26 protein-coding genes are annotated in these 26,419 nt (G+C 65.8%); 18 read left to right on the top strand and 8 right to left on the bottom strand.

From position 1 onward, the window contains the following. Positions 1-93 precede the first annotated feature (93 nt). The 3 genes from leuS to holA are packed head-to-tail and all read left to right on the top strand — an operon-like array spanning position 94 to position 4,405. Positions 94-2,781 (top strand): leucine--tRNA ligase, encoded by a 2,688-nt coding sequence (leuS, locus tag AC0GNR_RS08720; protein ID WP_472900569.1) that lies wholly within the window; start codon positions 94-96, stop codon positions 2,779-2,781. An 11-nt stretch (positions 2,782-2,792) separates the two neighbouring features. After that, complete coding sequence (locus AC0GNR_RS08715) at positions 2,793-3,332, top strand: LPS-assembly lipoprotein LptE (RefSeq protein WP_472900568.1); 540 nt, start codon at positions 2,793-2,795, stop codon at positions 3,330-3,332. A gap of 20 nt (positions 3,333-3,352) precedes the next feature. Beyond that, the gene (holA, locus tag AC0GNR_RS08710) at positions 3,353-4,405 is read left to right on the top strand and encodes a DNA polymerase III subunit delta (RefSeq protein WP_472900567.1); all 1,053 of its coding nucleotides are present in this window, start codon (positions 3,353-3,355) and stop codon (positions 4,403-4,405) included. A gap of 1 nt (position 4,406) precedes the next feature. On the opposite strand, the gene AC0GNR_RS08705 is transcribed toward holA, so the two are convergent. Beyond that, positions 4,407-5,375 carry an AraC-like ligand-binding domain-containing protein gene (locus AC0GNR_RS08705; protein ID WP_472900566.1) on the bottom strand — a complete coding sequence of 323 codons (969 nt, stop codon included), beginning with the start codon at positions 5,373-5,375 and terminating at the stop codon, positions 4,407-4,409. A 198-nt stretch (positions 5,376-5,573) separates the two neighbouring features. Here AC0GNR_RS08705 and AC0GNR_RS08700 point away from each other — a divergent pair, with 198 nt between their 5' ends. The 6 genes from AC0GNR_RS08700 to AC0GNR_RS08675 all read left to right on the top strand — a co-directional run bounded on the left by AC0GNR_RS08700 (position 5,574) and on the right by AC0GNR_RS08675 (position 12,226). Next, a complete protein-coding gene (locus AC0GNR_RS08700) occupies positions 5,574-6,773 on the top strand; it encodes an amino acid ABC transporter substrate-binding protein (protein ID WP_304833843.1) in 1,200 nt (399 codons plus the stop codon). A 124-nt stretch (positions 6,774-6,897) separates the two neighbouring features. Then, the gene (locus tag AC0GNR_RS08695; RefSeq protein ID WP_304749072.1) at positions 6,898-7,800 is read left to right on the top strand and encodes a branched-chain amino acid ABC transporter permease; all 903 of its coding nucleotides are present in this window, start codon (positions 6,898-6,900) and stop codon (positions 7,798-7,800) included. Continuing rightward, on the top strand, positions 7,797-8,825 hold the full coding sequence (locus tag AC0GNR_RS08690) for a branched-chain amino acid ABC transporter permease (protein WP_472900565.1): 1,029 nt from the start codon (positions 7,797-7,799) through the stop codon (positions 8,823-8,825). The genes AC0GNR_RS08695 and AC0GNR_RS08690 overlap by 4 nt, the downstream gene beginning before the upstream one ends. Before the next feature lie 123 nt (positions 8,826-8,948). Then, positions 8,949-9,737, top strand: a complete 789-nt coding sequence (locus AC0GNR_RS08685) for an ABC transporter ATP-binding protein (protein WP_472900564.1) — start codon at positions 8,949-8,951, stop codon at positions 9,735-9,737. Continuing rightward, a complete protein-coding gene (locus AC0GNR_RS08680) occupies positions 9,734-10,552 on the top strand; it encodes an ABC transporter ATP-binding protein (RefSeq protein WP_472900563.1) in 819 nt (272 codons plus the stop codon). Before AC0GNR_RS08685 ends, AC0GNR_RS08680 begins: the two co-directional genes overlap by 4 nt. Before the next feature lie 219 nt (positions 10,553-10,771). Then, positions 10,772-12,226 (top strand): aldehyde dehydrogenase, encoded by a 1,455-nt coding sequence (locus tag AC0GNR_RS08675; RefSeq protein WP_472900562.1) that lies wholly within the window; start codon positions 10,772-10,774, stop codon positions 12,224-12,226. 28 nt (positions 12,227-12,254) lie between these two features. Here the strand turns inward: AC0GNR_RS08675 and AC0GNR_RS08670 are convergent, their stop codons facing one another. Together AC0GNR_RS08670 and AC0GNR_RS08665 are read right to left on the bottom strand one after the other, a co-directional pair. Then, complete coding sequence (locus tag AC0GNR_RS08670) at positions 12,255-12,635, bottom strand: rhodanese-like domain-containing protein (protein WP_472900561.1); 381 nt, start codon at positions 12,633-12,635, stop codon at positions 12,255-12,257. A gap of 70 nt (positions 12,636-12,705) precedes the next feature. Further along, positions 12,706-13,644: an MBL fold metallo-hydrolase gene (locus AC0GNR_RS08665; RefSeq protein ID WP_472900560.1), complete on the bottom strand. Its 939-nt coding sequence runs from the start codon at positions 13,642-13,644 to the stop codon at positions 12,706-12,708. 136 nt (positions 13,645-13,780) lie between these two features. On the opposite strand from AC0GNR_RS08665, the gene AC0GNR_RS08660 reads away from it, so the two are divergent. The 6 genes from AC0GNR_RS08660 to AC0GNR_RS08635 all read left to right on the top strand — a co-directional run bounded on the left by AC0GNR_RS08660 (position 13,781) and on the right by AC0GNR_RS08635 (position 20,081). Then, positions 13,781-15,061, top strand: a complete 1,281-nt coding sequence (locus tag AC0GNR_RS08660) for a glutamate-5-semialdehyde dehydrogenase (protein WP_472900559.1) — start codon at positions 13,781-13,783, stop codon at positions 15,059-15,061. 221 nt (positions 15,062-15,282) lie between these two features. Then, positions 15,283-16,575, top strand: a complete 1,293-nt coding sequence (gene gshA, locus AC0GNR_RS08655) for a glutamate--cysteine ligase (protein ID WP_472900558.1) — start codon at positions 15,283-15,285, stop codon at positions 16,573-16,575. A 152-nt stretch (positions 16,576-16,727) separates the two neighbouring features. Then, positions 16,728-17,912: a benzoate/H(+) symporter BenE family transporter gene (locus tag AC0GNR_RS08650; RefSeq protein ID WP_472900557.1), complete on the top strand. Its 1,185-nt coding sequence runs from the start codon at positions 16,728-16,730 to the stop codon at positions 17,910-17,912. Positions 17,913-17,919: 7 nt separating this feature from the next. Continuing rightward, complete coding sequence (gshB, locus tag AC0GNR_RS08645; protein WP_472900556.1) at positions 17,920-18,873, top strand: glutathione synthase; 954 nt, start codon at positions 17,920-17,922, stop codon at positions 18,871-18,873. Then, a complete protein-coding gene (locus tag AC0GNR_RS08640; RefSeq protein WP_472900555.1) occupies positions 18,870-19,247 on the top strand; it encodes a VF530 family protein in 378 nt (125 codons plus the stop codon). The genes gshB and AC0GNR_RS08640 overlap by 4 nt, the downstream gene beginning before the upstream one ends. Positions 19,248-19,514: 267 nt before the next feature. After that, complete coding sequence (locus tag AC0GNR_RS08635) at positions 19,515-20,081, top strand: hypothetical protein (protein ID WP_472900554.1); 567 nt, start codon at positions 19,515-19,517, stop codon at positions 20,079-20,081. A 35-nt stretch (positions 20,082-20,116) separates the two neighbouring features. On the opposite strand, the gene AC0GNR_RS08630 is transcribed toward AC0GNR_RS08635, so the two are convergent. The 5 genes from AC0GNR_RS08630 to AC0GNR_RS08610 form a co-directional block, all read right to left on the bottom strand. After that, the gene (locus AC0GNR_RS08630; protein ID WP_472900553.1) at positions 20,117-20,449 is read right to left on the bottom strand and encodes an SMR family transporter; all 333 of its coding nucleotides are present in this window, start codon (positions 20,447-20,449) and stop codon (positions 20,117-20,119) included. Beyond that, on the bottom strand, positions 20,446-21,228 hold the full coding sequence (locus AC0GNR_RS08625; RefSeq protein ID WP_472900552.1) for a class II glutamine amidotransferase: 783 nt from the start codon (positions 21,226-21,228) through the stop codon (positions 20,446-20,448). The genes AC0GNR_RS08630 and AC0GNR_RS08625 overlap by 4 nt, the downstream gene beginning before the upstream one ends. Positions 21,229-21,232: 4 nt before the next feature. After that, positions 21,233-22,735 carry a DHA2 family efflux MFS transporter permease subunit gene (locus tag AC0GNR_RS08620; protein ID WP_472900551.1) on the bottom strand — a complete coding sequence of 501 codons (1,503 nt, stop codon included), beginning with the start codon at positions 22,733-22,735 and terminating at the stop codon, positions 21,233-21,235. Positions 22,736-22,814: 79 nt separating this feature from the next. Continuing rightward, on the bottom strand, positions 22,815-23,048 hold the full coding sequence (locus AC0GNR_RS08615) for a hypothetical protein (RefSeq protein WP_472900550.1): 234 nt from the start codon (positions 23,046-23,048) through the stop codon (positions 22,815-22,817). Then, positions 23,045-23,275, bottom strand: a complete 231-nt coding sequence (locus AC0GNR_RS08610) for a cysteine-rich CWC family protein (RefSeq protein WP_472900549.1) — start codon at positions 23,273-23,275, stop codon at positions 23,045-23,047. The genes AC0GNR_RS08615 and AC0GNR_RS08610 overlap by 4 nt, the downstream gene beginning before the upstream one ends. A gap of 92 nt (positions 23,276-23,367) precedes the next feature. On the opposite strand from AC0GNR_RS08610, the gene AC0GNR_RS08605 reads away from it, so the two are divergent. The 3 genes from AC0GNR_RS08605 to AC0GNR_RS08595 all read left to right on the top strand — a co-directional run bounded on the left by AC0GNR_RS08605 (position 23,368) and on the right by AC0GNR_RS08595 (position 26,343). Next, positions 23,368-24,096 (top strand): c-type cytochrome, encoded by a 729-nt coding sequence (locus AC0GNR_RS08605; protein WP_472900548.1) that lies wholly within the window; start codon positions 23,368-23,370, stop codon positions 24,094-24,096. Positions 24,097-24,173: 77 nt separating this feature from the next. Then, on the top strand, positions 24,174-25,478 hold the full coding sequence (locus AC0GNR_RS08600; RefSeq protein ID WP_472900547.1) for a c-type cytochrome: 1,305 nt from the start codon (positions 24,174-24,176) through the stop codon (positions 25,476-25,478). Between the two features lie 37 nt (positions 25,479-25,515). Continuing rightward, entirely contained in the window at positions 25,516-26,343 is an 828-nt protein-coding gene (locus AC0GNR_RS08595; RefSeq protein ID WP_472900630.1) for a crotonase/enoyl-CoA hydratase family protein, read from the top strand. Positions 26,344-26,419 lie beyond the last annotated feature (76 nt).

Raw genomic sequence — 26,419 nt, 5'->3', positions numbered from 1 at the left:
TGGGCGGTTGCGGGCCGATCGCTGTGTGCCCAACCCCGTCCCCGAACCCTCTTTCCCGACAGTCCTCCTTACCGCTCGCCCGGTCCCCGCTTCATGCAAGAAAAATACGCCCACAAGGAAGTCGAGCGCGCCGCGCACGCCCACTGGAACGCCACCGACGCCTACCGCGTGACCGAAGACGCGGGCAAGCAGAAGTTTTACGCCTGCTCCATGCTGCCGTACCCCAGCGGCAAGCTGCACATGGGCCATGTGCGCAACTACACCATCAACGACATGCTCACGCGCCACCTGCGCATGAAGGGCTTCAACGTGCTCATGCCCATGGGCTGGGACGCGTTTGGCCTGCCGGCTGAAAATGCCGCGCTGAAAAATGGTGTGCCGCCCGCCAAGTGGACGTATGAAAACATCGCCTACATGAAGCAGCAGATGCAGGCCATGGGCCTGGCCATCGACTGGAGCCGTGAGGTGGCCACCTGCGACCCCAGCTACTACAAGTGGAACCAGTGGCTGTTTTTGAAGATGCTGGAAAAGGGCATTGCTTACCGCAAGACGCAGGTGGTGAACTGGGACCCGGTGGACCAGACCGTGCTGGCCAACGAACAGGTGATCGACGGCAAGGGCTGGCGCACGGGTGCGGTGGTGGAAAAGCGCGAAATTCCGGGCTACTACCTGAACATCACGTCCTACGCCGAAGAGCTGCTGGACCATGTGCAGATCGGCAACCCCAAGGCCACGCTCAACGGCTGGCCCGACAAGGTGCGGCTGATGCAGGAAAACTGGATCGGCAAGAGCCAGGGCGTGCGCTTTGCGTTCCCGCACACCATCGCGGGTGCCGACGGTGCGCTGATCGGTGAGGGCAAGATGTACGTGTTCACCACGCGCGCCGACACCATCATGGGCGTGACCTTCTGCGCCGTGGCGCCCGAGCATCCCCTGGCGCAGCATGCGGCTGAGAGCAACCCGGCGCTGGCGGCGTTCATTGAAGAGTGCAAGAGCGGCGGCACCACCGAAGCCGAGCTGGCCACGCAAGAAAAAAAGGGCATGGCCACCGGCCTGTTCGTCACGCACCCGCTCACTGGCGCGCAGGTGGCTGTGTGGGTGGGCAACTATGTGTTGATGTCGTATGGCGACGGCGCGGTGATGGGTGTGCCCGCGCACGACGAGCGGGATTTTGCGTTTGCGCTCAAGTACGCGCTGCCGATCCGCCAGGTGGTGGCGGTTGAAGGCAAGTCGTTTGACGACAGTGCCTGGCAAGAGTGGTACGGCGACAAGCAGAGCGGCGTGTGCGTGAACTCAGGCGATCTCGATGGCATGAATCAGAAGGGCGCGGTCGACCGGGTGGCCGAACTGCTGTCCGCCAAGGGCCTCGGCGAGAAAAAAACCACCTGGCGCCTGCGCGACTGGGGTGTGAGCCGCCAGCGCTACTGGGGCACGCCGATTCCCATCATCCACTGCGATGAACACGGCGCGGTGCCCGTGCCTGAAAAGGACCTGCCGGTGGTGCTGCCGCAAGACTGCATCCCCGACGGCTCGGGCAACCCGCTGCACAAGCACGAAGGTTTCCACGCCGGTGTGGTCTGCCCCGTTTGTGGCAAACCCGCGCGGCGCGAGACCGACACCATGGACACCTTTGTGGATTCGTCCTGGTATTTCATGCGCTACTGCGACCCGGCCAACACCGAGAAAATGGTGGCCGAAGGCGCGGACTACTGGATGCCGATGGACCAGTACATTGGCGGTATCGAGCACGCGATCCTGCACCTGCTGTACGCGCGCTTCTGGACCAAGGTGATGCGCGACCTGGGCCTGGTGAAGGTGGACGAGCCCTTCACCCAGCTGCTCACGCAGGGCATGGTGCTCAACCATATTTACAGCCGGCGCACCGCCAAGGGCGGCAAAGACTATTTTTGGCCGCACGACGTGGAGCATGTACTCGACGAAGCCGGCAAGGTGGTGGGCGCCCAGCTGAAGAACCCGGCCACCAGCGGCGACGGCATGTTGCCCGTGGGCACGGCCATTGACTACGAGGGCGTGGGCACCATGTCCAAGTCCAAGAACAACGGGGTGGACCCGCAGGACCTGATCGAAAAGTACGGCGCTGACACGGCCCGCCTGTACACCATGTTCACCGCGCCACCCGAGGCCACGCTGGAGTGGAACGACGCGGCGGTGGAGGGCAGCTACCGCTTCTTGAAACGCGTGTGGGGCTTTGGCGCCAAACATGCCGACGCGCTGCGCCTCGCCACGGCCAGCAACCTGTCCAGCGCCGCTTTGCGCCCCGAGGCGAAAAAGCTGCGCCGCGAGATGCACCTGGTGCTCAAGCAGGTGAGCTACGACTACGAGCGCATGCAATACAACACCGTGGTGTCGGGTTGCATGAAGCTGCTCAACGCGCTGGAAGATTTCGCTTTCGACGGCAGCGTGGGCGACAACGCCCTGCGCTGCGAGGGCATGTCGCTGCTGCTGCGCATGCTCTACCCCGCATGCCCGCACATGGCCCATGCGGCCTGGGTTGAACTGGGTTTTTCCGCCGCCGCTGGCGAGTTGCTCGACGCCCCGTGGCCGCTGGTTGACGAGTCAGCCCTGGTGCAGGACGAGCTGGAGCTGGTGTTGCAGATCAACGGCAAGCTGCGCGGCAGCGTGACCGTGCCCGCCAGCGCCGACAAGGCCGCCATTGAGGCCGCCGCGCTGGCCAGCGAAGCCTTCATCAAGCAGGCCAATGGCGCCACCCCGAAAAAGGTGGTGGTGGTGCCCGGTCGGCTGGTCAACATCGTGATTTGAGGCCCCACACCATGCATGGCAACCGCCCCGTTTTGTCCCGCCGCACCGTGTGGCTTGGTGCCTTGGCCGGGGCGTGCACCGCGGTGCTTTCGGGCTGTGGCTTTGCCTTGCGTGGTGCGCCGAAGTTCGCGTTTGAGTCCGTGCGCTTGCAGGGCAGCGAAGCCACGCCCGTGGCGCGCGAACTGCGCCGGGCGCTTGAAAGCGCGGGACTGCGCGTGTTCACCTCAGACACTCCCGCCAGCCCAGAGGGCGACACCGGCCAGGTGGTGATGACCGTGGTCAGCGACCAGCGCGAGAAAACCGTGGTGGGACAGACCGCTGCCGGCCAGGTGCGTGAAATGCAGTTGCGCACCCGCTTCGCGTTTCGCCTGGCCACGGCGGCCGGAAAAAGCTTGCTCGACAACACCGAGTTGCTGCTGGAGCGCGACATCAGCTTCACCGAAACCGCCGTGCTGGCCAAAGAGGCCGAAGAAGCGCTGCTGTACCGCGACATGCAAAGCGACATCGTGCAGCAGGTCATGCGCCGCCTGGCCGCCGTGCAAGTGCTTTGAGCACGGTCTGATCCCTGCCCATGCAAGTCGCTGCCCCCCAACTCGATGCCCAGCTGCAACGTGGCCTGAAAAGCCTGTACACGCTGCACGGCGACGAGCCGCTGCTGATCCAGGAAGCCGCCGATGCCTTGCGCGCCGTGGCGCGCCAGCAGGGCTACACCGAGCGCACGGTGCACACCGTGGCCGGTGCGCACTTTGACTGGAGCGAGGTGCTGGCCAGCGGCGGCTCGCTCAGCCTGTTTGCCGACAAGCAGCTGATCGAAATCCGCATCCCGTCGGGCAAGCCCGGCAAAGACGGCTCGCAGGTGCTGCAGCAACTGGCGCAGGCTTCGCAAGGCAGCGACAGCATGCTCACGCTGGTGATCTTGCCGCGCCTGGACGCCGCCACGCAAAAAGGTGCCTGGTTCGCTGCGCTGGACAGTTTTGGCGTGACCGTGCGCGTGGACCCGGTGGACCGCAAAGCCCTGCCGCAGTGGATTGCCCAGCGCCTGCAGCAGCAAGGCCAGCGCGTGGCCGCGGGCGAAGAAGGCCAGCGCACGCTGCAGTTTTTTGCCGACCGGGTGGAAGGCAACCTGCTGGCCGCTCACCAGGAAATTCAGAAGCTGGCGCTGCTGCACCCCGCCGGTGAGCTGGGTTTTGACCAGGTCGAAGCGGCGGTGCTGAATGTGGCGCGTTACGACGCCTTCAAGCTCGCCGAAGCGGTGCTGGGTGGGCAGAGCCTGCGCGTGCAGCGCATGCTGGACGGCCTGCAGGCCGAGGGCGAGGCAGCGGTGCTGGTGCACTGGGCGCTGAGTGAGGACATCCGCACGCTCAACCGCATTCGCCGGGCCATGGACGGGGGCCGCCCGCTGCCCATGGCCTTGCGTGAAAACCGGGTGTGGGGCGCCAAAGAAAAGCTCATGGAACGTGTGCTGCCGCAGCTGACCACGCCCACCCTCACGCGCTGGCTGCGCGACGCGCACACGGTGGACGGCATCGTCAAAGGCCTCAAACAGCCCGACTGGCCAGCCGACCCGTGGGTGGCGCTGCAGCAATTGGCCCTGCGCGTGTCGCAAGGCTGCGCGCTGCGCTGAATCAAACAGCGGCTGACTGGCGCAGCGCCGTTTCCCGGAAGTCGCTGGGCGACAGACCGGCGTGCTCCCGGAACACGCGGCTGAAATGGGCGCCGTTGTTGAAACCCCAGGAAAACGCGATGTCGGTGATGGTGCGCTGTGCCTGGGCCGGGTTTTTCAGCTCGCGCATGCAGGCCTGCAGCCGCCGGCGCAAGATGTAATGCGCCAGCGTGTCGTCTTCGGCGCTGAAGGCGTTGTGCAGGTGGCGCTTGCTGCAATTGAGCGACTGCGCGATGCGGTCGATGGACAAACCGGGGTCGCGCAGGTGCTGGCCGATGTGCTCGCGGATGCGGTCGCGAAACGCTTCGAGCTGGGTGGTGGCGCTCTCGCGCCCGGCCAGTTCCTGCAACGACAGCCGCACCAGTTCGATGATCATGGCACCCGCGCCGCGCGCGGTTGTGGCGTTCATGGCGGGCAGCTCCTGAAAGGTACTGCGCATGGCTTCGAGCGCCACGCGTGAAATGCCGCTGGCGCCGCCCACGTGGCGCGCCATCAGAGGCTCCAGCCGCAGGCCGCGCTCGGCCAGTTGTTCTCTGGGCAGCATCACGATGAGGTGTTCCACCCGCTCCGGGTTGGCAATTTCATAACTGCCCGCGGTGTCGTAAATGGCCCAGCCACCGGGCTTCACCCAGGCCTGGCGGCCTTGCTGTTCCACCGCCGCACTGCCTTGCCAAGGCGCGACGATCTTCAGGTAACTGGTGTCGCTGGCGCGTGCCAGGCGGGGGCTGCGCAGCACGCGGTGTCGGTTGGCTTCCAGCTTGGTCAGCACCACGTCACCCGCCTGCGACGCGCTCATGTGGCCGTCAAAACCGGTGTCGCCGTACAGATCGGATTCCAGTCCGCCGAAGTGCGTCCACACCCAGTCGCGCCAAGCCGCAGCGCGCTCGCCCGGGGCGACAGCGTCGGTGGTCATCAGGGGCGCGGATTTCATGGTGGGTTCTGGCTCTGGGGTGCGGAACGCAAATTATGGGTGGTCTGTTGAGCCCTTGGGGGGTGGATGGTTGAGGGTTATCCCGCATCCGTGTGCACGCTCAGACAACCCGCTTGTGCGCAGCCAGCAAAGCGCCCGGGGCAGGGCCTGCCTAGTATTCAGTGGTCCGTATTTCTCGAACACCACAGGAGACAAACCATGGTTCAAGCCAATCGCCGTCTGGTCATCAAGAGCGCCGCCGCTGCGGTGGGCGCCATGTCGTTCGCTCCCCAGCTCATGGCGCAGTCGGCGCCGGTGCGCATCGGCTATTCGATGTCGCGCACCGGCCCCTGGACGGGCGGCGCGCAGGTGAGCCAGGAGCCCAATTACCTGCTCTGGGCCGAGCAGCAAAACGCGGCGGGTGGTCTGGATGTGAAGGGTGTGAAGCGCCGTATTGAGCTGATCAGCAGCGACGACCGCAGCGATACCGAAACCGTGGTGCGGACCTACGAAAAACTCATGGGCAGCGACAAGGTCGACCTGGTGCTGCCGCCCTGGGGCTCCAACGCCAACTTCGCCGTGGCCCCGCTGGCCAACCGTTTTCAATACCCGTTCCTGGCGCCCACCGCGCTCTCGCGCCGTCTGGTGGAGATGCGCCTGCCGTATTTCTTCTTGCTGCTGCAGCAGCCCGCGCCCATGACCAACGCGCTGGTCGACATGCTCAAGGCCAACGGCGTGAAGACCGTGGCGCTGATTTATGTGGACGACCTGTTCGGCCTGGAAAACTACGCCGCCTTCAAGGTGGCGCTGCAGGGCAGCGGCATCACCATGGTGGAAGACAAGAGCTACCCCGGCGGCGTGAAGGACCTCTCGCCGGTGCTGCGCTCCATGAAGGACAAGAACCCCGACGCGTTTGTGGGTTTCACCTACCCGCCCGACACCATTCTGGCCAGCCGCCAGGCCAAGGAAGTGGGCTTCAACCCGAAGTTCTTCTACGCGTCGGTGGGTACCGCTTTCCAGCTCTACCGCAACGTGATGACCCCCGCCGGCGCCGAAGGCGTGCTGGGCATGGGCTCGTGGAACGGCAAGACCAGCCCGGGCGCCAAAGCCTACTTCGATGCACACACCAAGAAGTTCGCCGGCAAGGAACCCGACCGCTGGGCCAGCGGCGCCTGCTGGGCCGGTCTGGAGATTTTGACCAACGCCGTGAAGGCCCAGGGCCTGGACCGCAAAGCGATCCGCGATTACGTGGCCAACACCACGCACAAAACCATCATTGGCGATGTGAAGTTCAACGGCAGCGAAAACGTGGGCACGCCCGGCACCGTGGGGCAGTGGCAAAACGGGGAGTTTGAGGTGGTGTGGCCGAAGTCGGTGGCGACCGCTGCTCTCAACCCCAGCAAGCCTGTTTGGAAATAAGAGCCTTCGTTTACACGTACATCCGTTCGGGCTGAGCCTGTCGAAGCCCATCCCCACACCGTTCGCGTGAGCCCTTCGACAGGCTCAGGGCGAACGGGGTTGTGTTTCCGGCCCTCCAAATCCCATGTCCTTCTCCGCCTGGCTCGAACTCCTCGCCTCCGGCCTCATCACCGGTGGCATCTACGCGCTCGTCGCGCTCGGGCTGAACCTGCAGTACGGGCTGATGCGCATCCTCAACATCGCGCACGGCGAGTTCCTCATGGTGGGGGCTTACCTCACCTGGATGGCGCAGACCTCGCTCGGGCTGAATCCGCTCTTCATGGTGCCGGTGTCGTTCGGCATGCTGTTTGTGCTGGGCTGGTTGATCCACCGCCTGTGCTTCCGCCGCCTCACCGTCACGTCGCCCAATCTCGACATCTTTGAAGCGCGCGGGCTCATGGTGGCCTTTGGTCTCATGTTCCTGGTGCAAAACTTCGCGTCGTGGATGTGGGGCGGCGACCTGCGCGGCTACGACTTCCTGACCGAGCCGGTGCAAATTCCCCTGCCCGATGGCACGGCGCAGTTCGCCGGCAACAAGCTGCTGGTGTTTGCGCTGGCCCTGCTGTTTTCGGGCGCACTCATCGTGCTCATGCGCACCACGCTGCTGGGCAAGGGCGTGCGCGCGCTCATGCAGTCGCCCACCGGCGCGCAGCTCATGGGCATCAACACGCAGCGGCTGCACCCGCTCATGTTCGGTATCGGCCTGGGCCTGTCGGGCGTGGCCGGTGCGCTGTTGTCCATGTCTTACACCATCAGCCCGTCCATGGGCGAGCCCTACACCGTTACCGCGCTCATCGTCATTACGCTCGGCGGCTTCGGCAGCATGGGCGGCGCGCTCGCCGGTGGTCTGCTGCTCGGTGTGATCGAAGCCCTGGGCATGCATTTCACCAACCCTTCGCTCAAGGCTTTGTTGAGCTACGTCGTCTTCATCAGTGTGCTGCTCTTGCGCCCCGAAGGACTGTTCTCGCGGAAATCAAGAAAAGCATGAATTCAAGACAATTCCTCATCCGCGACCTGCTGGTCCTTTTCGGCCTCACCGGCTGGGCGCTGGCGCTGCCCAGCTTCGCCAGCGAGTTCGCCGTGTCCATGGCGCTCACCTGCCTGATGTACATCGCGCTCTCGTCGAGCTGGGCGCTGTTCTGCGGCACCACGCGGTACCTGTCGCTGGCCACATCGGCCTTCTTCGGCATCGGTGCATACACCAGCGCCATCCTGCTGGAGCAGCTGTCGTGGGTCCAGGCCATCGCCATGGGATCGTTGATCGCGGCTGCGGTGGCGGTGGTGATGGGTGCGGCCGTGTTGCACCTGCGCGGCACCTACTTCGCGGTGCTCACTTTCGGCATGACCGAACTGATTCGCCATGCCATCAGCTACTTCGAGAAGAGTGTGACTGGCACCGTGGGCCGTGTGCTCATGGTGGTGCCCGAGCGCGACACCATCTACCTCACCGTGCTCGCGCTCGCCGTGATCACGGTGGCGCTGTCCATCACCATCCGGCGCACGCGCTTTGGTCTGGCCATGCTGGGCATCGGCGCTGACGAACAGCGTGCCCAGACGCTGGGCGTGAACACGCGCTGGGTGAAGGTGGCGGGCTTTGCGCTCACCGCCGCCGTGGCGGGCGCTGTGGGCGCGGCCATGTCGGTGCGCTGGACCTACATCGACCCGCACACCGTGTTCAACCCCTTCATCGGTTTCCAGACCGTGCTGATCGCGCTCATCGGCGGCGCCGCCACGCTGTGGGGCCCGCTGATTGCGGCCATCGTTTTCAGCGTGTTGGCCGAAACGCTGCGCCTGCAGGTGCCGCAGATCTACATGATGTCGTTGGGTTTGCTGCTCATTCTGTCGGTGCTGTACTTGCCCGGTGGCTTGGCTTCGCTGCGCGCCGAGACCTTCCGCGGCTGGCGCGATGGCGCCAAGCTTTGGTGGCAAGAGACGCGCGACGACTTGAGCGGCGAGACGAAACGCCGCAAGCAACTCGAAAAAAGCCTGAGGGAGCGCCGCGATGTGTTTTGAAGTGAAGCAAGCTCCGTTCTGGCTGAGCTTGTCGAAGCCCCTCCAGGCACACATCGCAAGAGCCCTTCGACAGGCTCAGGGCGAACGGGGGTTTGTGGTGAATGGCGCTGGAAGAGGTCGGCCATGAACCCACAACCCCTGCTCGACGCCCGCGACATCACCGTGCGTTTCGGCGGCCTCACCGCGGTGGACGCGGTCAGCGCACGCTTCATGCCCGGTGAGCTCGTCGGCATCATCGGCCCCAACGGCGCGGGCAAGACCACGTTTTTCAACGCCATCTCGGGCGTGACCCCCGCCACCAGCGGCAAGCTGCTGATGCAAGGGCGCGAGTTGAGCGGCCAGGGCCCGCACCGCTTTGCCGCCAGCGGCTTGGCACGCACCTTCCAGACGCCTCGCACCTTCCCCGACATGCGGGTGCGCGACAACATCGCCTTCGGCCTCAAGTTCGCCGGGCGCCGGCCGCGCAAATACATCTGGTGGGGCGAAGAGACCACGGTGCCCTGGGTGCTGCGCACGCCCGAGAGCATCCTGGGCCTCATCGGTCTGAGCGCACAGGCCGACTTGCCTGCTGCCGCCATCACGCCCTCGCAGCAGCGCCTGCTCGAAATTGGCATGGCGCTGGCCACGCGCCCGCGCATGCTGCTGCTGGACGAAGTGGCCGCTGGCCTCACCGAAAACGAGGTGGAGGAAATGGCGCAGCTGATACGACGCCTGCGCGACGAGCTCGACCTGACGGTGGTCTGGATTGAGCACGCCGTGACCACGCTGCTGCGCCATGTGGAGCGCGTGATCGTGCTGCACCAGGGCAAAAAGATTGCCGACGGCACACCCGCCGAAGTGGTGCGCAATGCCGAGGTGATCGAGGCCTACCTGGGCGACGAAATGAACGAGACCGAGGAGGCCACCGCATGATGTGGTACCGACCCAACCCCTTTAAACTTGGCGGCGGAGGGCGTGCGCGCCTCAAGGTCGACGGCCTTTCGGCCGGCTACGGCGCCTTCCTGGTATTGCGCGACCTGAAGCTCGACATCCAGCCCGGCCTGACCGTGGTGCTCGGCCCCAACGGCGCCGGCAAGACCACGCTGCTTAAGGCGCTCAACGGTTTGATTCCGCGCGGCGGCTCGGTGCTGCTCGACGGCACCGAGATGCCCGAAAAGACGCACGAGATCGTGCAGGCTGGCGTGGCCCTGGTGCCCGAAGGCCGCCAGCTGTTTCCGCAACTCACCGTGTCCGAAAACCTGGAGCTCGGTGGCTGGCTGGTGCCCAAGGCGCTACGCGGCGAGCGCCTGGCGCAGGCCTTTGTGGACTTTCCCAAGCTCAAGGAACGCGCCACGCAACTGGCCGGCACCATGAGCGGCGGCGAGCAGCAGATGGTGGCCGTGGCGCGCGCCATGATGTGTGCGCCGCGCCTGCTCATGCTCGACGAACCCTCGCTCGGCCTGGCGCCCAAGATGGTGGACGAGCTGCTCACCATCGTGCGCCGCATTGCGGACGCGGGCACCACCGTGCTGATGGTCGAGCAGAACGTGAAGAAGGCGCTGGCCGTGGCCGACCGGGGCTACGTGATGGAACGCGGCACGCTGGTGGCCAGCGGCCCGGCCAAGCTGCTCGCGCGTTCCACCGTGATCCGTGAGGCGTATCTGGGCGCCGACAAAGACCCCGCCACCGGCACCACCAGCGCGGCCGATGCCGTGCAGCGAAAGAAGGCCATCGCGACAACCAACTAGCGTCTATTTGTGCTGAGCCAACACCCCGTTCGCCCTGAGCCTGTCGAAGGGCTCATACACAAGGTGGCGTGAAGGCTTCGACAGGCTCAGCCCGAACGGTGTTGTTTCGCTCATCCTGAGCTTGTCGAAGGGCAGGCTCAGTCCGAACGGGACATTGCCAAGCTCAGTGGAGTTTTTTTCAGTCCTACCGGTTTCATTTCTGATTTAAAGGAGAACCCCATGTCCGACATGTCCATGCTCATCAACGGCCTGAAGGTCACCGCCGAAAAAGGCGCCACCTTTGAGCGCCGCAACCCGCTTGACGGCAGCGTGGCCACGCGTGCGCCCGCCGCGTCACCGGCCGACGCCGTGATGGCGGTGGAAGCCGCCGCCGAAGCCTTCAAAACCTGGAGCGAAACCGGCCCGAGCGCGCGCCGCGCGCTGCTGCTGAAAGCGGCCGATGCGCTCGAAGCCAAGACGCCTGCCTTCATCGAAGCCGTGTCGGCCGAGACCGGTGCCACCGGCATGTGGGGCGGCTTCAACGTGATGCTGGCCGCCGGCATGATCCGCGAAGCCGCCGCGCTCACCACCCAGGTGTCGGGCGAGGTGATCCCGTCGGACGTGCCCGGATCGCTCGCCATGGGCATCCGCCAGCCGGCTGGCGTGGTGCTCGGCATTGCGCCGTGGAACGCGCCCATCATCCTGGCCGTGCGCGCCATCTGCGTGCCGCTGGCGTGCGGCAACACCGTTATTTTGAAAGGCAGCGAGAACTGCCCGCGCACGCACCAGCTGATCATTGAAGCGTTTCAGGACGCGGGCTTTCCGCCCGGCGTGGTGAACTACATCACCAACGCGCCAGCCGACGCCGGTGCCGTGGTGGAAGCCATGGTGGCGCACCCGGCGGTGCGCCGCGTGAACTTCACCGGTTCCACCAAGGTCGGCAAGATCATCGCGGCCACCTGCGCCAAATACCTCAAGCCCGTGGTGCTGGAGCTGGGCGGCAAGGCGCCGCTGGTGGTGCTGGACGACGCCAACCTGGACGACGCCGTCAATGGCGCGGCCTTTGGTGCGTTTGCCAACAGCGGCCAGATCTGCATGAGCACCGAACGCATCATCGTGGACAACAAGATCGCCGACGCCTTCGTCAAGAAGTTCAGCGACAAGGCCAAAAACTTGCCGCTGGGCGACCCGCGCAAACCCGAGCCGGTGGTGCTGGGCTCGGTGATTGGCATGGGCACGGTCAACCACTGCAACGAACTGATTGACGACGCCCTGGCCAAAGGCGCCAAGCTCGCCTGCGGCGGCAAGTCTGACACCACGCTCATGCCCGCCACCGTGCTCGACCATGTGACGCCTGCCATGCGCATCTACCACGAAGAGACCTTCGGCCCGGTGAAATGCGTGGTGCGCGTGAACGGCGTGGAAGAAGCGATTGCCTGCGCCAACGACAACGAGTACGGCCTGTCAGCCGCCGTGTTCGGCGGCGACATCGCCCGCGCCTTCAACGTAGCACGCAAGATCGACAGCGGCATCTGCCATGTGAACGGCCCCACCGTGCACGACGAAGCGCAAATGCCGTTCGGCGGTGTGAAGGGCTCGGGCATTGGGCGCTTCGGTGGCAAGGCCGGCATTGCCGAGTTCACCGAACTGCGCTGGATCACCGTGCAGACCACCCCACGGCACTACCCGTTTTGAGTGGGGGCCAGGCCGGCGGTGAGCGCGATCAGCCGAACGACGGCAGCTCGGGCTTCACCACCGGTTTGCCGGCGGCTACCCAGGCGTCAAAACCCCCGGCGATGGACTTCACGTTGAGGTAGCCCATCTCTTGCATGGCGGCGGCGGCCAGGGCGGCCCGGCCGCTGGTCTTGCAGTACAGCACCACCTTCAGGTCGCGCGCGGTGAGCGCCGGGGTACTGCTGAGTTTGAATTCGAGCATGCCGCGCGAGGCGTGCACGGCGCCGGGCAGGTGGCCGTTGGCAAATTCGTCGCCTTCGCGCACATCCAGCAACACATCCGCATCGCGAATGGCCGCTTCGGCCTCGCTCACAGGAATTTCGCTTACACGGGCTTTGGCAGCGGCTACGAGGTCGAGGGCGGTTTTCATGGTCGGTTCCTTGTGTAGTGGGTGGGTGTTGCAGAAGGCATTTTGGCCTCAGGCGGTGGCGTGTCTGGCGTTACTCCCGCTCCAGCTCCAGGTAAGTGCGGCTGGCGTTGCCGGGGTGCAGTTCGGCTGCGTTGAGCAGGCGCATGAAAGGCGCGGCGTCAAACGACCGGATGGCCGCGCCGATGTCGGTGCCGTCTTCCACCGCCTTTTTCATGTGGGTGCGCAGCGCCTGCAGGTAGTTGCGCGTGTCGGACTGGGCGCGCGCCAGTTCGCTCACCTGGCCGTGGCCGGGCACAATGCGCGCCGGCTGCAGCGCTTCCAGCGCGGCGAAGCTGTCCAGCCAGCGCCCGGTGTGGCTGACCGGAATCACACCCAGCATGCGGTCCACATAGACCACATCACCGCTGAACACCACACGCTGCTGCGGCAGCCACACCATCACGTCGCCGGGGGTGTGGGCGCCGCCCCGGTGCTTCACCTCCACGGTCAGGCCGCCCAGGTTCAGGGATTCGTCGTTGCCGCTTAAAAAGCGGGTGGGCAGGCTGGGCACGGTGCCGTCGAGCTTTTCTTTCAGCTCGCCTTTGAGCGCCTGCAGGTGGTCGTTGCCCCGGTTGAGCATGTCGGCGCGCGCGTTGGCGTGCGCCATGACTTCGGCGCCTTGGGCCTGAAAGTAGCCATTGCCCAGCCAGCGGTGGTCTTGCCCGCCGGTGTTGATGACCCATTTGACCGGCTGCGTGGTGACCCGCTTCACCGCTTCATGAATTTGCCGGGCGCCTTGCAAGCTGGCGCCGCTGTCCACCAGCAAGGCGCCGGCGGGCGTCACCACCAAGCCTATGTTGGCGTTGAGCCCCTCATTGGCATAGGTGCGCCCGCCGGTTTCGCCGACGAAGGCATAAACGCCGGGAGACACCGCTTCAAACTTCACCTCCACCGCGTGGGCCAGGCCCGCCAGGGTGGCGAGCCAGCCGCTGCCGATCAGCAGGGCGGTTTTCAGCAGCGGGTGTTTCATCGGGGTCTCCAGTGCGGTGGTGGGTGTCGGGTGCCTGCGGAACACCCGTTTAGGGCGTGTAAATATACACCCCTCAGTATGCAAGTGGTGTGCGGGTGTCGCGCGGCTTTCCCTTGGCGGTGCGAAAATCAGCGGCATGAACGCGACCAACACCACTGAACTCATGAACACCTTGGGCAGCCAAGCCAAAGCCGCCTCGGCCCTGATGGCCAAGGCCAGCGCCGCCACCAAGCTCAAGGCCCTGCGCGGTCTGGCGGCTTTGCTGCGCGCCAACGTGGCGCCGCTGCAGCTTGAAAATGCCAAAGACCTGGAGCGCGCCCGCGCCGCCGGGCTGGCCGAACCCATGGTGGACCGCCTGAAGCTCACGCCCCAGGTGATCGAAACCTGTGCCCAGGGCTGCGAGCAGTTGGCCGCCATGCCCGACATCATTGGCGAAATTTCGGGCTTGAAGCAAATGCCCAGCGGCATCCGCGTGGGCCAGATGCGCGTGCCCATTGGCGTGTTCGGCATGATCTACGAGAGCCGGCCCAACGTGACGATTGAAGCGGCCAGCCTGTCCATCAAAAGCGGCAACGCCGCCATCTTGCGCGGTGGCTCCGAGGCGATTGATTCCAACCGCGCCCTGGCCGCGCTGGTGCAGCAGGCGCTGACGGAAGCCGGCTTGCCGCTGGACGCGGTGCAGCTGGTGCCCACCACCGACCGCGCCGCCGTGGGCCAGCTCATCACCATGCCGCAGTATGTGGACGTGATCATCCCGCGTGGCGGCAAGGGGCTCATTGAGCGCATCAGCGCCGAGGCCAAGGTGCCGGTCATCAAGCACCTGGACGGCAACTGCCACACCTATGTGGACGAGCCTTGCGACATGGCCATGGCGGTGAGGGTGGCCGACAACGCCAAAACCCAGAAATACAGCCCCTGCAACGCCACCGAAAGCCTGCTGGTGGCGCGGGGTGTGGCGGCCGAATTTTTGCCGCAAATTGGCGCCATTTACGCCGCCAAGGGCGTTGAAATGCGCTGTTGCCCCGAGGCCCGGGCCGTGTTGAGCACGGTGGCCGGTGCGCAGCTGAAAGACGCCACCGAACAAGACTGGAGCGAGGAATACCTGGCGCCTGTCATCAGCGTGAAGGTGGTGAGCGGCCTGGACGAAGCCATTGCCCACATCAACCGCTACAGCAGCCACCACACCGAAGCCATCATCACCCGCGACCACATGCACGCCCAGCGTTTCTTGCGCGAGGTCGATTCGTCGAGCGTCATGGTGAATACGAGTACCCGCTTCGCGGACGGTTTCGAGTACGGGCTGGGGGCTGAAATCGGTATTTCCACCGACAAGTTTCACGCCCGCGGGCCAGTGGGTGTGGAGGGGCTGACCTCGCTCAAGTACGTGGTGCTGGGTGAGGGTGAGGTCAGGGGCTGACCCCACGCGGCCCCTTTGGCCTACACCCGCCGTCTGAGCGGGCCTGTGCAGCGGCGGTGCTGCGAAGAGTCGTGCATGCCACCGCAGCGGAGCTGGGAAGCCCGTGCTTTGCGCCGGGCGCGGCCTTGTAGGCTCCACATTCGCCCCCATTTTTGCCTTTCGACGGCAACGGCCGCTCTCTACAATGGGCCCACCGACTCCCATCTTCTGCAAAGGCCCCTATGGTTCCGCATCTCGTCACCGCCCTGACCGGCCCCATCAACGAACTGGAACAGCGCATTCTGGAGTCCACGCCGGTGATCGAGCGCTGGTTTCGTCTGGAGTGGATGGAGCACACGCCGCCGTTTTATTCGTCGGTGGACGTGCGCAACGCGGGCTTCAAGCTTGCGCCGGTGGACACCAACCTGTATCCCGCGGGCTGGAACCACCTCACCCCTGAAATGATGCCGCTGGCGGTGCAAGCCGCCATGGCCGCCATTGAGAAGATTTGCCCCGAGGCCAAAAACCTGCTGTTGGTGCCCGAGAGCACCACCGACATTTTTTACCTGAGCAACCTGCGCCAGTTGCAGCGCATTTTTTACCAGGCCGGGCTGAATGTGCGCCTGGGCTCGCTGTCCAACGACATCAAGGAGCCCACCACCATTGAGCTGCCCGGTGGCGAGTCGGTGACGCTGGAGCCGCTCATTCGCAGCAAGCGCCGCCTGGGCCTGAAGCATTTTGACCCCTGCACCATTTTGCTCAACAACGACCTGAGCGCGGGTGTGCCCGGCATTCTGGAAGACCTGCACGAGCAGTACCTGCTGCCGCCGCTGCACGCCGGCTGGGGTACGCGTCGCAAGAGCCACCATTTCAAGGCCTACGAAGAGGTGTCCAAACGCTTCGGCAAGTTGCTGGGCATGGACCACTGGCTCATCAACCCCTTGTTCAACCAATGCGGTGAAGTCAACTTTGCCGAAGCGCATGGCCTGGAATGCCTGCGCAGCAACACCGACGCGCTGCTGGGCAAGATTCGCCGCAAGTACAAGGAATACGGCATCAACGAGAAGCCGTTTGTGGTGGTCAAGGCCGACAACGGCACGGGTGGCATGGGCATCATGACGCTGCGCGACGCCAAAGACATTGACGCGCTGAGCCCGCAGGCGCGCGAGCGCATGGCCTCGGCCCAGGGCGGCCAGCCGGTGACCGAAGTGATCATTCAGGAGGGCGTGCTGACCAACGAGCGCATCAACGCGGCTGTGGCCGAGCCGGTGGTCTACATGATGGACCGCTACGTGGTGGGCGGTTTTTACCGTGTGCACGCCGAACGCGGTGTGGACGAAAACCTCAACGCGCCCGGCTCGCGTTTTGTGCCCCTGGCGTTTGAGCAAAGCGCGCAACTGCCCCAGCCCGGCGTGAAGCCCGGCGCCAGCGTGCCCAACCGTTTTTACATGTACGGCGTGATCGGCCGCCTGGCCATGCTGGCTGCCAGCTACGAGCTGGAAGCGACCGACCCGGACGCAGAAATCTACGAGTGACCCCCGCGCCCCGCCTGCGGCGCGTCACCCCCTTTCAGGGGGCAACACCTGCGGCCTGGCAAAGCCAGTTCCGCGGTGTTCTTGGGTGAGGCCCTCGCGCCGGTGAGGGCCTAGCGCCAGGCATGGCTTGGTTCCAGCGGCACAATCGCGCGATGCAATTTTTTCGTGACCTGAACCTGTCGGCCGCCACGGCCGGTTTTGTGGCGGTGCTGGTGGGGTTCACCAGTTCGGTGGCCATTGTTTTTCAGGCGGCGCTGGCGTTTGGCGCCACGCCCGAGCTCATCACGTCGTGGATGTGGGCGCTGGGGCTGGGCATGGGTTTGTGTTCGGCCATTCCTTCGCTGGTGCTCAAGCAACCGGTCATGGTGGCCTGGAGCACGCCGGGGGCGGCCGTGCTGGCCACGGCTGGGCTGGCTGGCGGCTTCACCATGCCGCAGGCGGTGGGGGCGTTCATGGCGTGTGCGGCGCTGATCGTGCTGGTGGGGGTGACGGGCTGGTTTGAACGCGTCATGAACCGCATTCCCGTGGCGCTGGCTTCGGCCTTGCTCGCGGGCGTGCTGGCGCGCTTTGGCCTGCAAGCCTTTGCTGCCGCGCAAACGGCGCTGCCGCTGGTGGTGCTGATGCTGCTGGCCTACTTGGTGGGCCGGCGATGGCTGGCGCGCTATGCGGTGCCGCTCACGCTGGCCGTGGCGGTGGCTTATGTGGCGGCTCGGGGGCAGTTCAACGGTGGTTCGGTGTCGTTTGCGCTGGCGCGCCCGGTGTTCACCATGCCCGAATTCACGCTGGCCGCGCTGGTGAGCCTGGCGCTGCCGCTGTTTGTGGTCACCATGGCTTCGCAAAATTTGCCGGGGGTGGCGGCCATTCGCGCAGCGGGTTACACCATGCCCATTTCGCGCATCATCACCCTCACCGGCTTGGCCACGCTGATGCTGGCGCCGTTTGGCGCCTTTGCGCTCAACCTCAGCGCCATCACGGCCGCCATTTGCATGGGCCCCGAAGCCCACACCGACCCCAAAAAGCGCTACACCGCCGCGGTGGCCTGCGGCGCCCTGTATGTGGTGATCGGCCTTTTTGGCGCAGCCGTCACCGGGCTGCTGCTGGCGTTTCCCAAAGAACTGGTGCTGGCCATTGCCGGGCTGGCGTTGCTGGGCAGCATTGGCAGCGGCCTGCACGCAGCGCTGCGCGACGATGCCCACCGCGAAGCCGCCCTCATCACCTTCCTCGTCACGCTCAGCGGCGTGGTCCTTGCCGGCATCGGCTCCGCCTTCTGGGGCGTGGTCGCCGGCGCGCTGGCGCTGTTTGTGCAACAGTACGGGGCTGCCCGCAATGCCTCTTGAACGCAACATGAACATTCTTTTCGTCGCCGATCCCATTGAGTCCTTCAAGATTTACAAGGACACCACTTTTTCCATGATGCGCGAGCTGCAAAAGCGCGGCCACCGCGTGGCCAGCACCGAGCCGCGGTTCATGAGCTGGCGCAGTGGCCAGCCGGTGACTGCGCAGGTGCGCCACCTGCAGCTCACCGGCCATGCCGACGACTGGTTCACCGTGACCAGCGAAACCATGGAGCCGGTGCACGCCTTTGACGCCGTGCTGATGCGCAAAGACCCACCGTTTGACAGCGAGTTTTTCTACACCACGCACTTGCTGGAGCAGGCCGAGCGCGAAGGCGCGCGCGTGTTCAACAGCCCACGTGCGCTGCGCGACCACCCGGAAAAACTGGCGCTCATGGAGTTCGCCGCCTTCGCACCGCCCACCCTGGTGACGCGCAACGCCAACGAGCTGAAAGCCTTCCACGCCGAACACCGCGACATCATTTTGAAACCGCTCGACGGCATGGGTGGCACCGGCATTTTTCGCGTCAGCGCCGACGGCATGAACCTGGGTTCCATCATCGAAACCCTGAACCAGGGCGGTGCCACGAGCGTGATGGCGCAGGCCTATCTGCCCGAGATTGCGCTGGGCGACAAGCGCTTGTTGTTGATCGGTGGCCAGGTGGCGCCGTTTGTGCTGGCGCGCATTCCGCAGGGCAACGAGGTGCGCGGCAACCTCGCGGCCGGCGGCAAGGGCGTGGCGCAGCCGCTGACCGACGCTGACCGCGCCGTGGCCGAGGCCATCGCGCCCACGCTGGCCCAGCGCGGCCTGCTGCTGGTGGGCCTGGACATGATCGGCAACAAGGTCACCGAAATCAACGTGACCAGCCCAACCTGCTTTCAGGAAATCACCGACCAGACCGGTTTTGATGTGCCGGCCATGTTTGTGGACGCGCTCGAAGCTGCCATGAAGGGGCCTGTATGAGCGCAGCGCCGGGCCGCTCCCAAGCCAGCTCGCACCGCAGCCTGCCGAGCGAAGGTACACCCGTGAACGGCGAACCCGTCGCCCCGTCAGCCGAAGAGGCCCCCAAGCCACCCGCGCCCCAGGCGCGCAACCCGCTGCACGGCCTCACGCTCGAAGCCATCGTGACCGCGCTGGCCGACCACTACGGCTGGGAAGAGCTGGGCCAGCGCATTCCGGTGCGCTGTTTCAATGTGGACCCCAGCGTGGGTTCGAGTCTGCGGTTTTTGCGCAAAACACCGTGGGCGCGCGAAAAGGTGGAAGGTTTGTACCTCTTCATGCTGCGCGAAGAGCGCCGCGCCAACAGCGCTCAGTCGCCCCATCGGGGCCACCGCTGATCGGGTCTTGCGGGCCGTTCGTCGCAGGTCGTTTTGTGACCTACGCGCCTGTGCGCGGCGTGATGGGCGCGACGGTTTTGGATGGGTGTTCTCACGGTGTCGCAAGGGCACCACGCCGTGCGCTCGCAGCGCCTTTGTCGGCCGGGGTTTTGTAATTCAAAAGAATTGTTTGTAGCCCGTGTCATGGCATACCCGGGTTGTTGAGTGCGTGCGTGTGCAGTACAACGGGCCGGTTGAGAGAAACCATAACAATCACCGTGACGCAGCATGACCGAAACGCTTGATTTAACTGCCGCGATTTTTTCCAAGACCCCCGCTGGACAGCAGGAAATACAGTCCCGCGCGCTGGGCCTGGCGCCGCTGGTTCGGCGCATTCTGGTGCTGGTTGACGGCAAGCGCAGTGGACGCGATCTGTCGGCCTTTGTCTCGGGCAGCGACGACATTGAGCAGATTCTGGGCGCGCTGCTGTCGCAAGGTTGTGTGGCGGCCGAAGTGCCAAGCAAGGCGGCGGTGCCCGCTGCCAAGGCCGCCGCGCCTGCCGCCAGCGCCGCATCTGAAACGGCTGCGCCCGCCGCAGACGCCCTGTTGGGCTTGCCGGCCGCTGAAACGCGCACCGCCAAAGACAACGACATGGCGCGCAATTTCATGATCAATTCGATCAACTCGATCATTGGTCAGCAGATGCGCGTTTCGCTGATCCACGACATTTTTCATGCCGGTTCAACCGAGGCGCTGCGCACCGTGTACCACGCCTGGGCAGCCAGCATGGCCGGCCACGGCATGGGTTCCAAGCGTCTGCCCGAGTTGCGCGAAAAGCTGTTCAAGGTGCTGTGAGCTGGCGCGGGCGGTGCGCGCACTTGCGGCTTCGGTCAGTGCACCGCTGCTTTTGAAAACACGTTGAGTACCACCACGCCGGCCACGATCAACCCCATGCCGATGAGCCCGGGCAGGTCGATTTTTTGCCCGTACACCACAAACGCCACCAGGGTGATGAGCACGATGCCCAGGCCCGACCAGACGGCGTAGGCAATACCCACGGGCACTGTTTTGAGCACCAGCGACAGGCAGTAAAAGGCGACCGCGTAGCCCAGCACCACCACCACCGAGGGCAGCAGCCGGGTGAAGCCCTCGCTGGCTTTGAGTGCGCTGGTGCCAATGACCTCGGCCACGATGGCTGTGCCCAGCAGCAGCCAGGCGTTCATGGGTGGGGCGCCTCGGTGGGCAGCGGCAGCCCGTCCACAAACACTTTCAGCTCGTTGGGCTCGAAGGCGGTCCAGTGTTCGTTGCGCGTGAGCGGGGTGGTGACGATCACGGCGGCGCGGTCGCCAGGTTTGTTGAGGTCGGCGAAGTTCACCGTCCAGTCCTGGTCCATCAGGGTGGCCTGGGCAAACGGGTGCTGGCGCACCAGGTAGTGCAGTTTGGTGCTGCAGTGCGCCCACAGCGCATCGCCGTTGGAGAGCAAGAAGTTGAAGGTGCCAAAGCGGCGCACCTGCGGCACGAGTTCGCGCAGGGTCAGCGTCAGTTCTTCGGTGCTGGGCAGCGCTGCATGCGACTTGGCCAGCTCTTGCATGAGCCAGCAAAACGCGCGCTCGCTGTCGGTGGTGCCCACGGGTTGAAACTGGCTGTGCAGCCGGGGCTGGTAGTCCTTCAGGTCGCCGTTGTGCGCAAACACCCAGTGCCGGCCCCACAGCTCGCGGGTGAAGGGGTGGGCATTTTCCAGCATCACCTCGCCCACCGTGGCCTTGCGCACGTGGGCAATGATGTTGCGGCTCTTCAGCGGGTAACTGCGGAGGAACTCGGCCATGCGCGATTCGGCGGCGCATTCGTGGTCCACAAACAGGCGCAAGCCGCGGCCTTCAAAAAACGCGATGCCCCAGCCGTCGGCGTGGTGGTCGGTGGCGCCACCGCGCTGGCAAAAGCCGGTGAAGCTGAACGAGGCGTCGGTGGGGGTGGCGCAGTTAAGGCCGAGCAGTTGGCACATGGCGTTATTTTGAACCCTGCGTGGGTGGGGTCGCTTTCAATTTCAGGGCTGCGACCAATGCCACCGCGCACACGGCAGCGAGCATGAAGAAGGTTTCGTCAAACGCAGCCAGGCGCTCGGGGCTGGTGCTGGCGGTGTCCAGCCGGAAGCCGTGGGCGGCCACGCGCCATTCCAGCACGATGCCGCACAGGCTCACCCCGGCCGCGCCGCCAAGCATGCGCAAGAAGTTGATCACGCTGGCGCCCTGGGGAATGTGGGCATGGCCCAGCCCGCGCATGGCCCCGATGTTGAGCGAGGGCAAGATGAAGCCCAGCCCGATGCGCCCCAGCACGGCCCACACCACCAGCAAGGGCACGATCTGGGTGGGGCGACGCACATCGATGGTGAACATCATGGCGAACGACACCGCCAACAGCACCAGTCCGATGCTCACCAGCACATGGGTGGGCTGCCGGTCGGCCAGGCGGCCCACCATGGCGATGGTGACGGCCAGCACCACGCCCGCCGGCAGCAAGATGGTGCCCACATACGAGGGAGAAAGGCCCAGCCCCATTTGCATGTAAACCGGCAGCAAATAGGTGGAGCCGAACAGCGCAATGCCGTAGATGAACGCCACGATGCTGCCCATGGCAAAGCGCCGGTCGGCAAACAGCGAGAGGTTCATCAGCGGGTCCGTCCCCCGCTCAGGATGGCGCTGGCGTGCCTTCAGCGTGTGCCGCTGCAGCGCCACAAAGCCCACCAGAATCAGGGCCGCGCCGCCCAGCAGCGCGCTGGCGCTGGCGGTGGTACCGGTTTGCAGCTCGACCAGCCCGTTGAGCAGGCACAGCGTGCCCGCTGTGGCCAGCAGCAGGCCGCGCCAGTCCAGCGCAGCGCCTTGCGGGTTGGCGGCCCCGCCGCCTGGCGCAGAGCCCGGCACAAAGCGCTGCGCCATCCAGAGCGAGGCGATGCAGAACGGCACCACCATGAAGAAGATGGAGCGCCAGCCAAAACCGTCCACCAGCAGGCCACCCAGGCTCGGACCCAGCGCCGGGGCCAGCACCACGCCCATGCCAAAAATGCCGCTGGCCCGGCCCTGTTCGTGCGGTTCAAAGGCGCGCAGGATGATGATGGCGGGAATGGGCTGCACCACGCCCGCCGCCAGGCCTTCGGCCACGCGGGCGGCCAGCACCAGGGCAAAGTCGTTGGCAAAACCACCCGCCACACCGCCCACCAGCAGCAGCCACATGCAGCCCGAATAGGTGCGGCGGTAGCCGTAGCGCGAGAGCAGCCACGGCGTGGTGAGCATGGACACCGTCATGGCCGCCATGAAGCCCGAGGTGACCCACTGCGCCCGCGCCTGGCCAATGGTGAAGTGCTGGCTCATGTCGGGAATCGCCACGTTGATGATGGTGGACGACATGATGGACGCCATGGTGCCGACCATGACCGAGAGCAGCAGCAGCCAGCGGTAGCGCTCGCCGTAGCGGGCCTTCAGGGTGGCGATGGAGTGGTCGGGTGGTTGGGCCATGGTGTTCCGCGGTGCGCGCGGGCACCTGTTGGCCGATCATAGGCAATTCAGCCGGCCGTTTTTGGGCCCGACCTTGTCTTCAGCGGCCGGCGCGGCGCCGCTGCAGGTCGCGCCACAACCGCACCGCCAGCAACACCAGCGGCACGCTGTGCATCAGCAGGTCAAAAATATCGATGGGCTTCACCAGCGTGCCCTGGCTGAGCATGCGCAGTTTTTCCACCAGGTGCGGCTCGGGCACGATGGGTGCCACCGCCAGATACAGCGCAATCACCACCAGCCACACCAGCGGGAAACGGTCGAGCCAGCCCATCATGGTGTCTCCTGGGTGTTGAAAGCGCTCAGGCAGCTGGCGCAAATGCAGGCCTTGCCCTGCGCATTGTCGGGCAGGCGGGCCAGCAGCTCGGCGCTGAAGGTTTGCGACACGCACCAGCATGGGCCTTGCTTCTGGCCGGTGGCGCGTTCGATTTCCATGGCGCAGCGGTTGTCGCCGCCACACAGCGGGCAGCGGGTGGCATCGAGCGGGGGGGCGTTGGTGTTCATCGGCGGTGCTGGGGGTTTCTGGTACCCCTCAGTGTATCGGTCGTGTGTTGCTATGGTATTTTCAAACGGTGCTGACAACCTTACTTATCCGAATGCAACGCCGCGCCCGCGCCGTGTTGCCCTTGCTGGTGGCTGCGTGGTGTGCGGGGGCTTTGCATGCCGCCGAGCCCCCGGCTGCTACCCACACCGTGCCCGACACCATGGCCCAGCGCATGCAGGCCTGCACCCTGTGCCATGGCAAAGAAGGGCGTGCCACCAACAGCGGCTATTTCCCGCGCATTGCGGGCAAACCTGCGGGCTACCTCTACCACCAGCTGTTGCACTTTCGCGAAGGCCGGCGCCAAAACGCCGGCATGACCGCGCTGCTCGACCCGCTGAGCGACGCCTACCTGCGCGACATCGCCGAGCATTTCGCCAGCCTCGATCTCCCGTACCCGCCGCCCCCGGCCAGCACCGCCGCGCCCGCCGAGCTGGCCCGCGGGCAGGCGCTGGTGTTGCACGGCGACGCCCAGCGCAAGCTGCCCGCCTGCGTGGCCTGCCATGGCCAGGCGCTCACTGGGGTGCAGCCGGCCATTCCCGGCTTGCTGGGCTTGCCGCGCGACTACCTTATTGGCCAGCTCGGTGCCTGGCAAACCGGGCTGCGCCATGCCCACGCGCCCGACTGCATGGCGCAAATTGCCAAGGCCATGACCGCCGCCGACGTGAGCGCCGTGTCCAGCTGGCTGGCCGCCCAGGCACTGCCCGCCAACACCCATGCCGCTGCGCCCGCCACCAGCCCCCTGCCGCTGCGCTGTGGCTCAGCCCCTGAGACCGCGCAATGACCACCCCCAAGCCCGCGTTGAATCTTTCCCCGGTGCGCCGCTGCCTGCGCTACCCCACGTTCTAAGTCTGGTTGCCCATGTCTGTTTCGTCTTCGCCGGTGGTTCGGCGTTTGTTGTGGGCGGCGCTGGCCGCGGCGTTGGTGCTGTCCCTGGCCGTGGTGGTCTTGCTCGTGCGCCAGTTGAATGTGGCCGCCTTGCCACCCATGGCGCAAGCGCCGGCCGCGTCGGCTGAGCAGGTGCAGCGCGGTGCCTACCTGGCGCGCGCTGGCAACTGCGCCGCCTGCCACACCGCGCGCGGTGGCGAGCCCTATGCTGGCGGGCACGCCATCAACACCCCGTTTGGCCCCGTGTACGCCGGCAACCTCACGCCCGACCCGGCACATGGCCTGGGCACCTGGAGCGCCGATGCCTTCTGGCGCGCCATGCACCACGGCCAGTCGCGCGACGGCCGCTTGCTCAACCCCGTGTTCCCCTTTGAGAACTTCACCCTCATCAGCCGCGAAGACAGCGACGCGCTCTACGCCTTTTTGCAGAGCCTGCCGCCGGTGGCCCAGCCCAACCGGCCCCACGGCCTGCGCTTTCCCTACAACACCCAGGCCGCGCTGGCGGTGTGGCGCGAGCTGTACTTTGAGCCCGCCACGTTTACGCCCGATGCGGCCCGCCCCGCCGACTGGAACCAGGGCGCCTACCTGGTGCGCGGCCTCGGTCATTGCGCCGCCTGCCATTCCCCGCGCGATGCGCTGGGTGGCATCCAGCAGGCCAAAGCCCTCAGTGGTGGCCTGATGTCCGGGCAGGGCTGGTACGCGCCCTCGCTGCACGCGCGCAGCGAAGCGGGCGTGGCCCACTGGAGCGAACAGCAGGTGGTTGATCTGTTGAAAAACGGCGTGGTGCACGGCGCCCGCCACAGCGAGGGCGCCACCGCCATGGGCCCCATGGCCGAGGTTGTTTTCCAGAGCACCCAATACCTGAACGCCGCCGACCTGCGCGCCATGGCCGCCTACCTGCGAGCGCTGCCACCCGTTGAAGTTGCCGCCGCGCCCGAGCCGCGCGCCACCACCGCGCAGCTGGCGCTGGGCGACCAGGTGTACCAGCAGCACTGCGTCGACTGCCACGGCGCCAGCGGCCAAGGCGCTGCCGCCGCCTACCCGGCGCTGGCCGGCAACCGCGCCGTCACCCTGGCTTCACACGTCAACCCGGTGCAAGCCATTTTGAGCGGTGGCTTCGCCCCTGCCACCGCCGGCAACCCCCAGCCCTACGGCATGCCGCCCTACCGCACCCTGCTGACCGACACCGAAGTGGCCGCCGTGGCCAGCTTCATTCGCCAGAGCTGGGGCAACCAGGCCGGTGCCGTCACCGCGCTGGACGTGCAGCGCGTGCGCTGACGCCTGCGTGACCGCGGGTGGCCCGGGCCTGCCTACCATGGTGGCCATGACGCCATCTCCCCCACACACCAGCCCAGCTGAGGGCCGCATCACCTGTGAAACACAGGGCCATGTGCTGCGCATCGGCATTGACCGCCCCGCCAAACGCAACGGCTTCACCCCCGCCATGCTGTGCGCCCTGGCCGAGGCCTACACCCGGCTCGACGACGACCCCGCCCTGCGGGTGGGCGTGCTGCACGCCCACGGCGAGCATTTCACCGCCGGGCTCGACCTGCCCAGCTTCGCCCCGCTCATGCAGCGCGGTGAATACGCCGTGCCCCACGGCCTGGTGGACCCGCTCAACCTGGGTGACGCCGGCTGGCGCCGCCGCACCAAGCCCATGGTCGTGGCCGTCAAAGGCATCACCTACACGCTCGGCATCGAACTCATGCTCGCCGCCGACATCGTGGTCGCGGCAGACAACTGCCGTTTCTCGCAACTCGAAGTCCAGCGCGGCATCATGGCCACCGGCGGCGCCACACTGCGCATGGCCGAGCGCGCCGGCCTGGGCAACGCCTTGTTGTATTTGCTCACCGGCGACGGGTTCGACAGCGCCGAAGCCCTGCGGCTGAACTTCGTGCAGCGCGTGGTGCCCACCGGCAGCGAGCTGGATGAAGCCCTGCGCATCGCCGAGCGCATTGCCCAGCAGGCGCCGCTGGCGGTCATCGCCACCCGGCTCAACGCGCTCAAAGCGGTGGAGCAAGGCCCGCTGGCCGCCCTGGCCGAGTTCGACACGGTGCAGCAGCGGCTGGCGAACAGCGAAGACGCCAAAGAAGGCGTGGCGTCGTTTGTGGCGAAGCGGGCGGCGGTGTTTGTGGGGCGCTGAGCCTGTTCTCGACCTGTGCGGTGTTTTGGAAAGGGCACAATGTGCCGCAGAGGAACAAGACCCAAAAAAATCGCCC

It is taken from the genome of Hydrogenophaga sp. LT287 (assembly GCF_055702805.1).
This window is presented reverse-complemented; position numbering and strand designations above follow the sequence as displayed.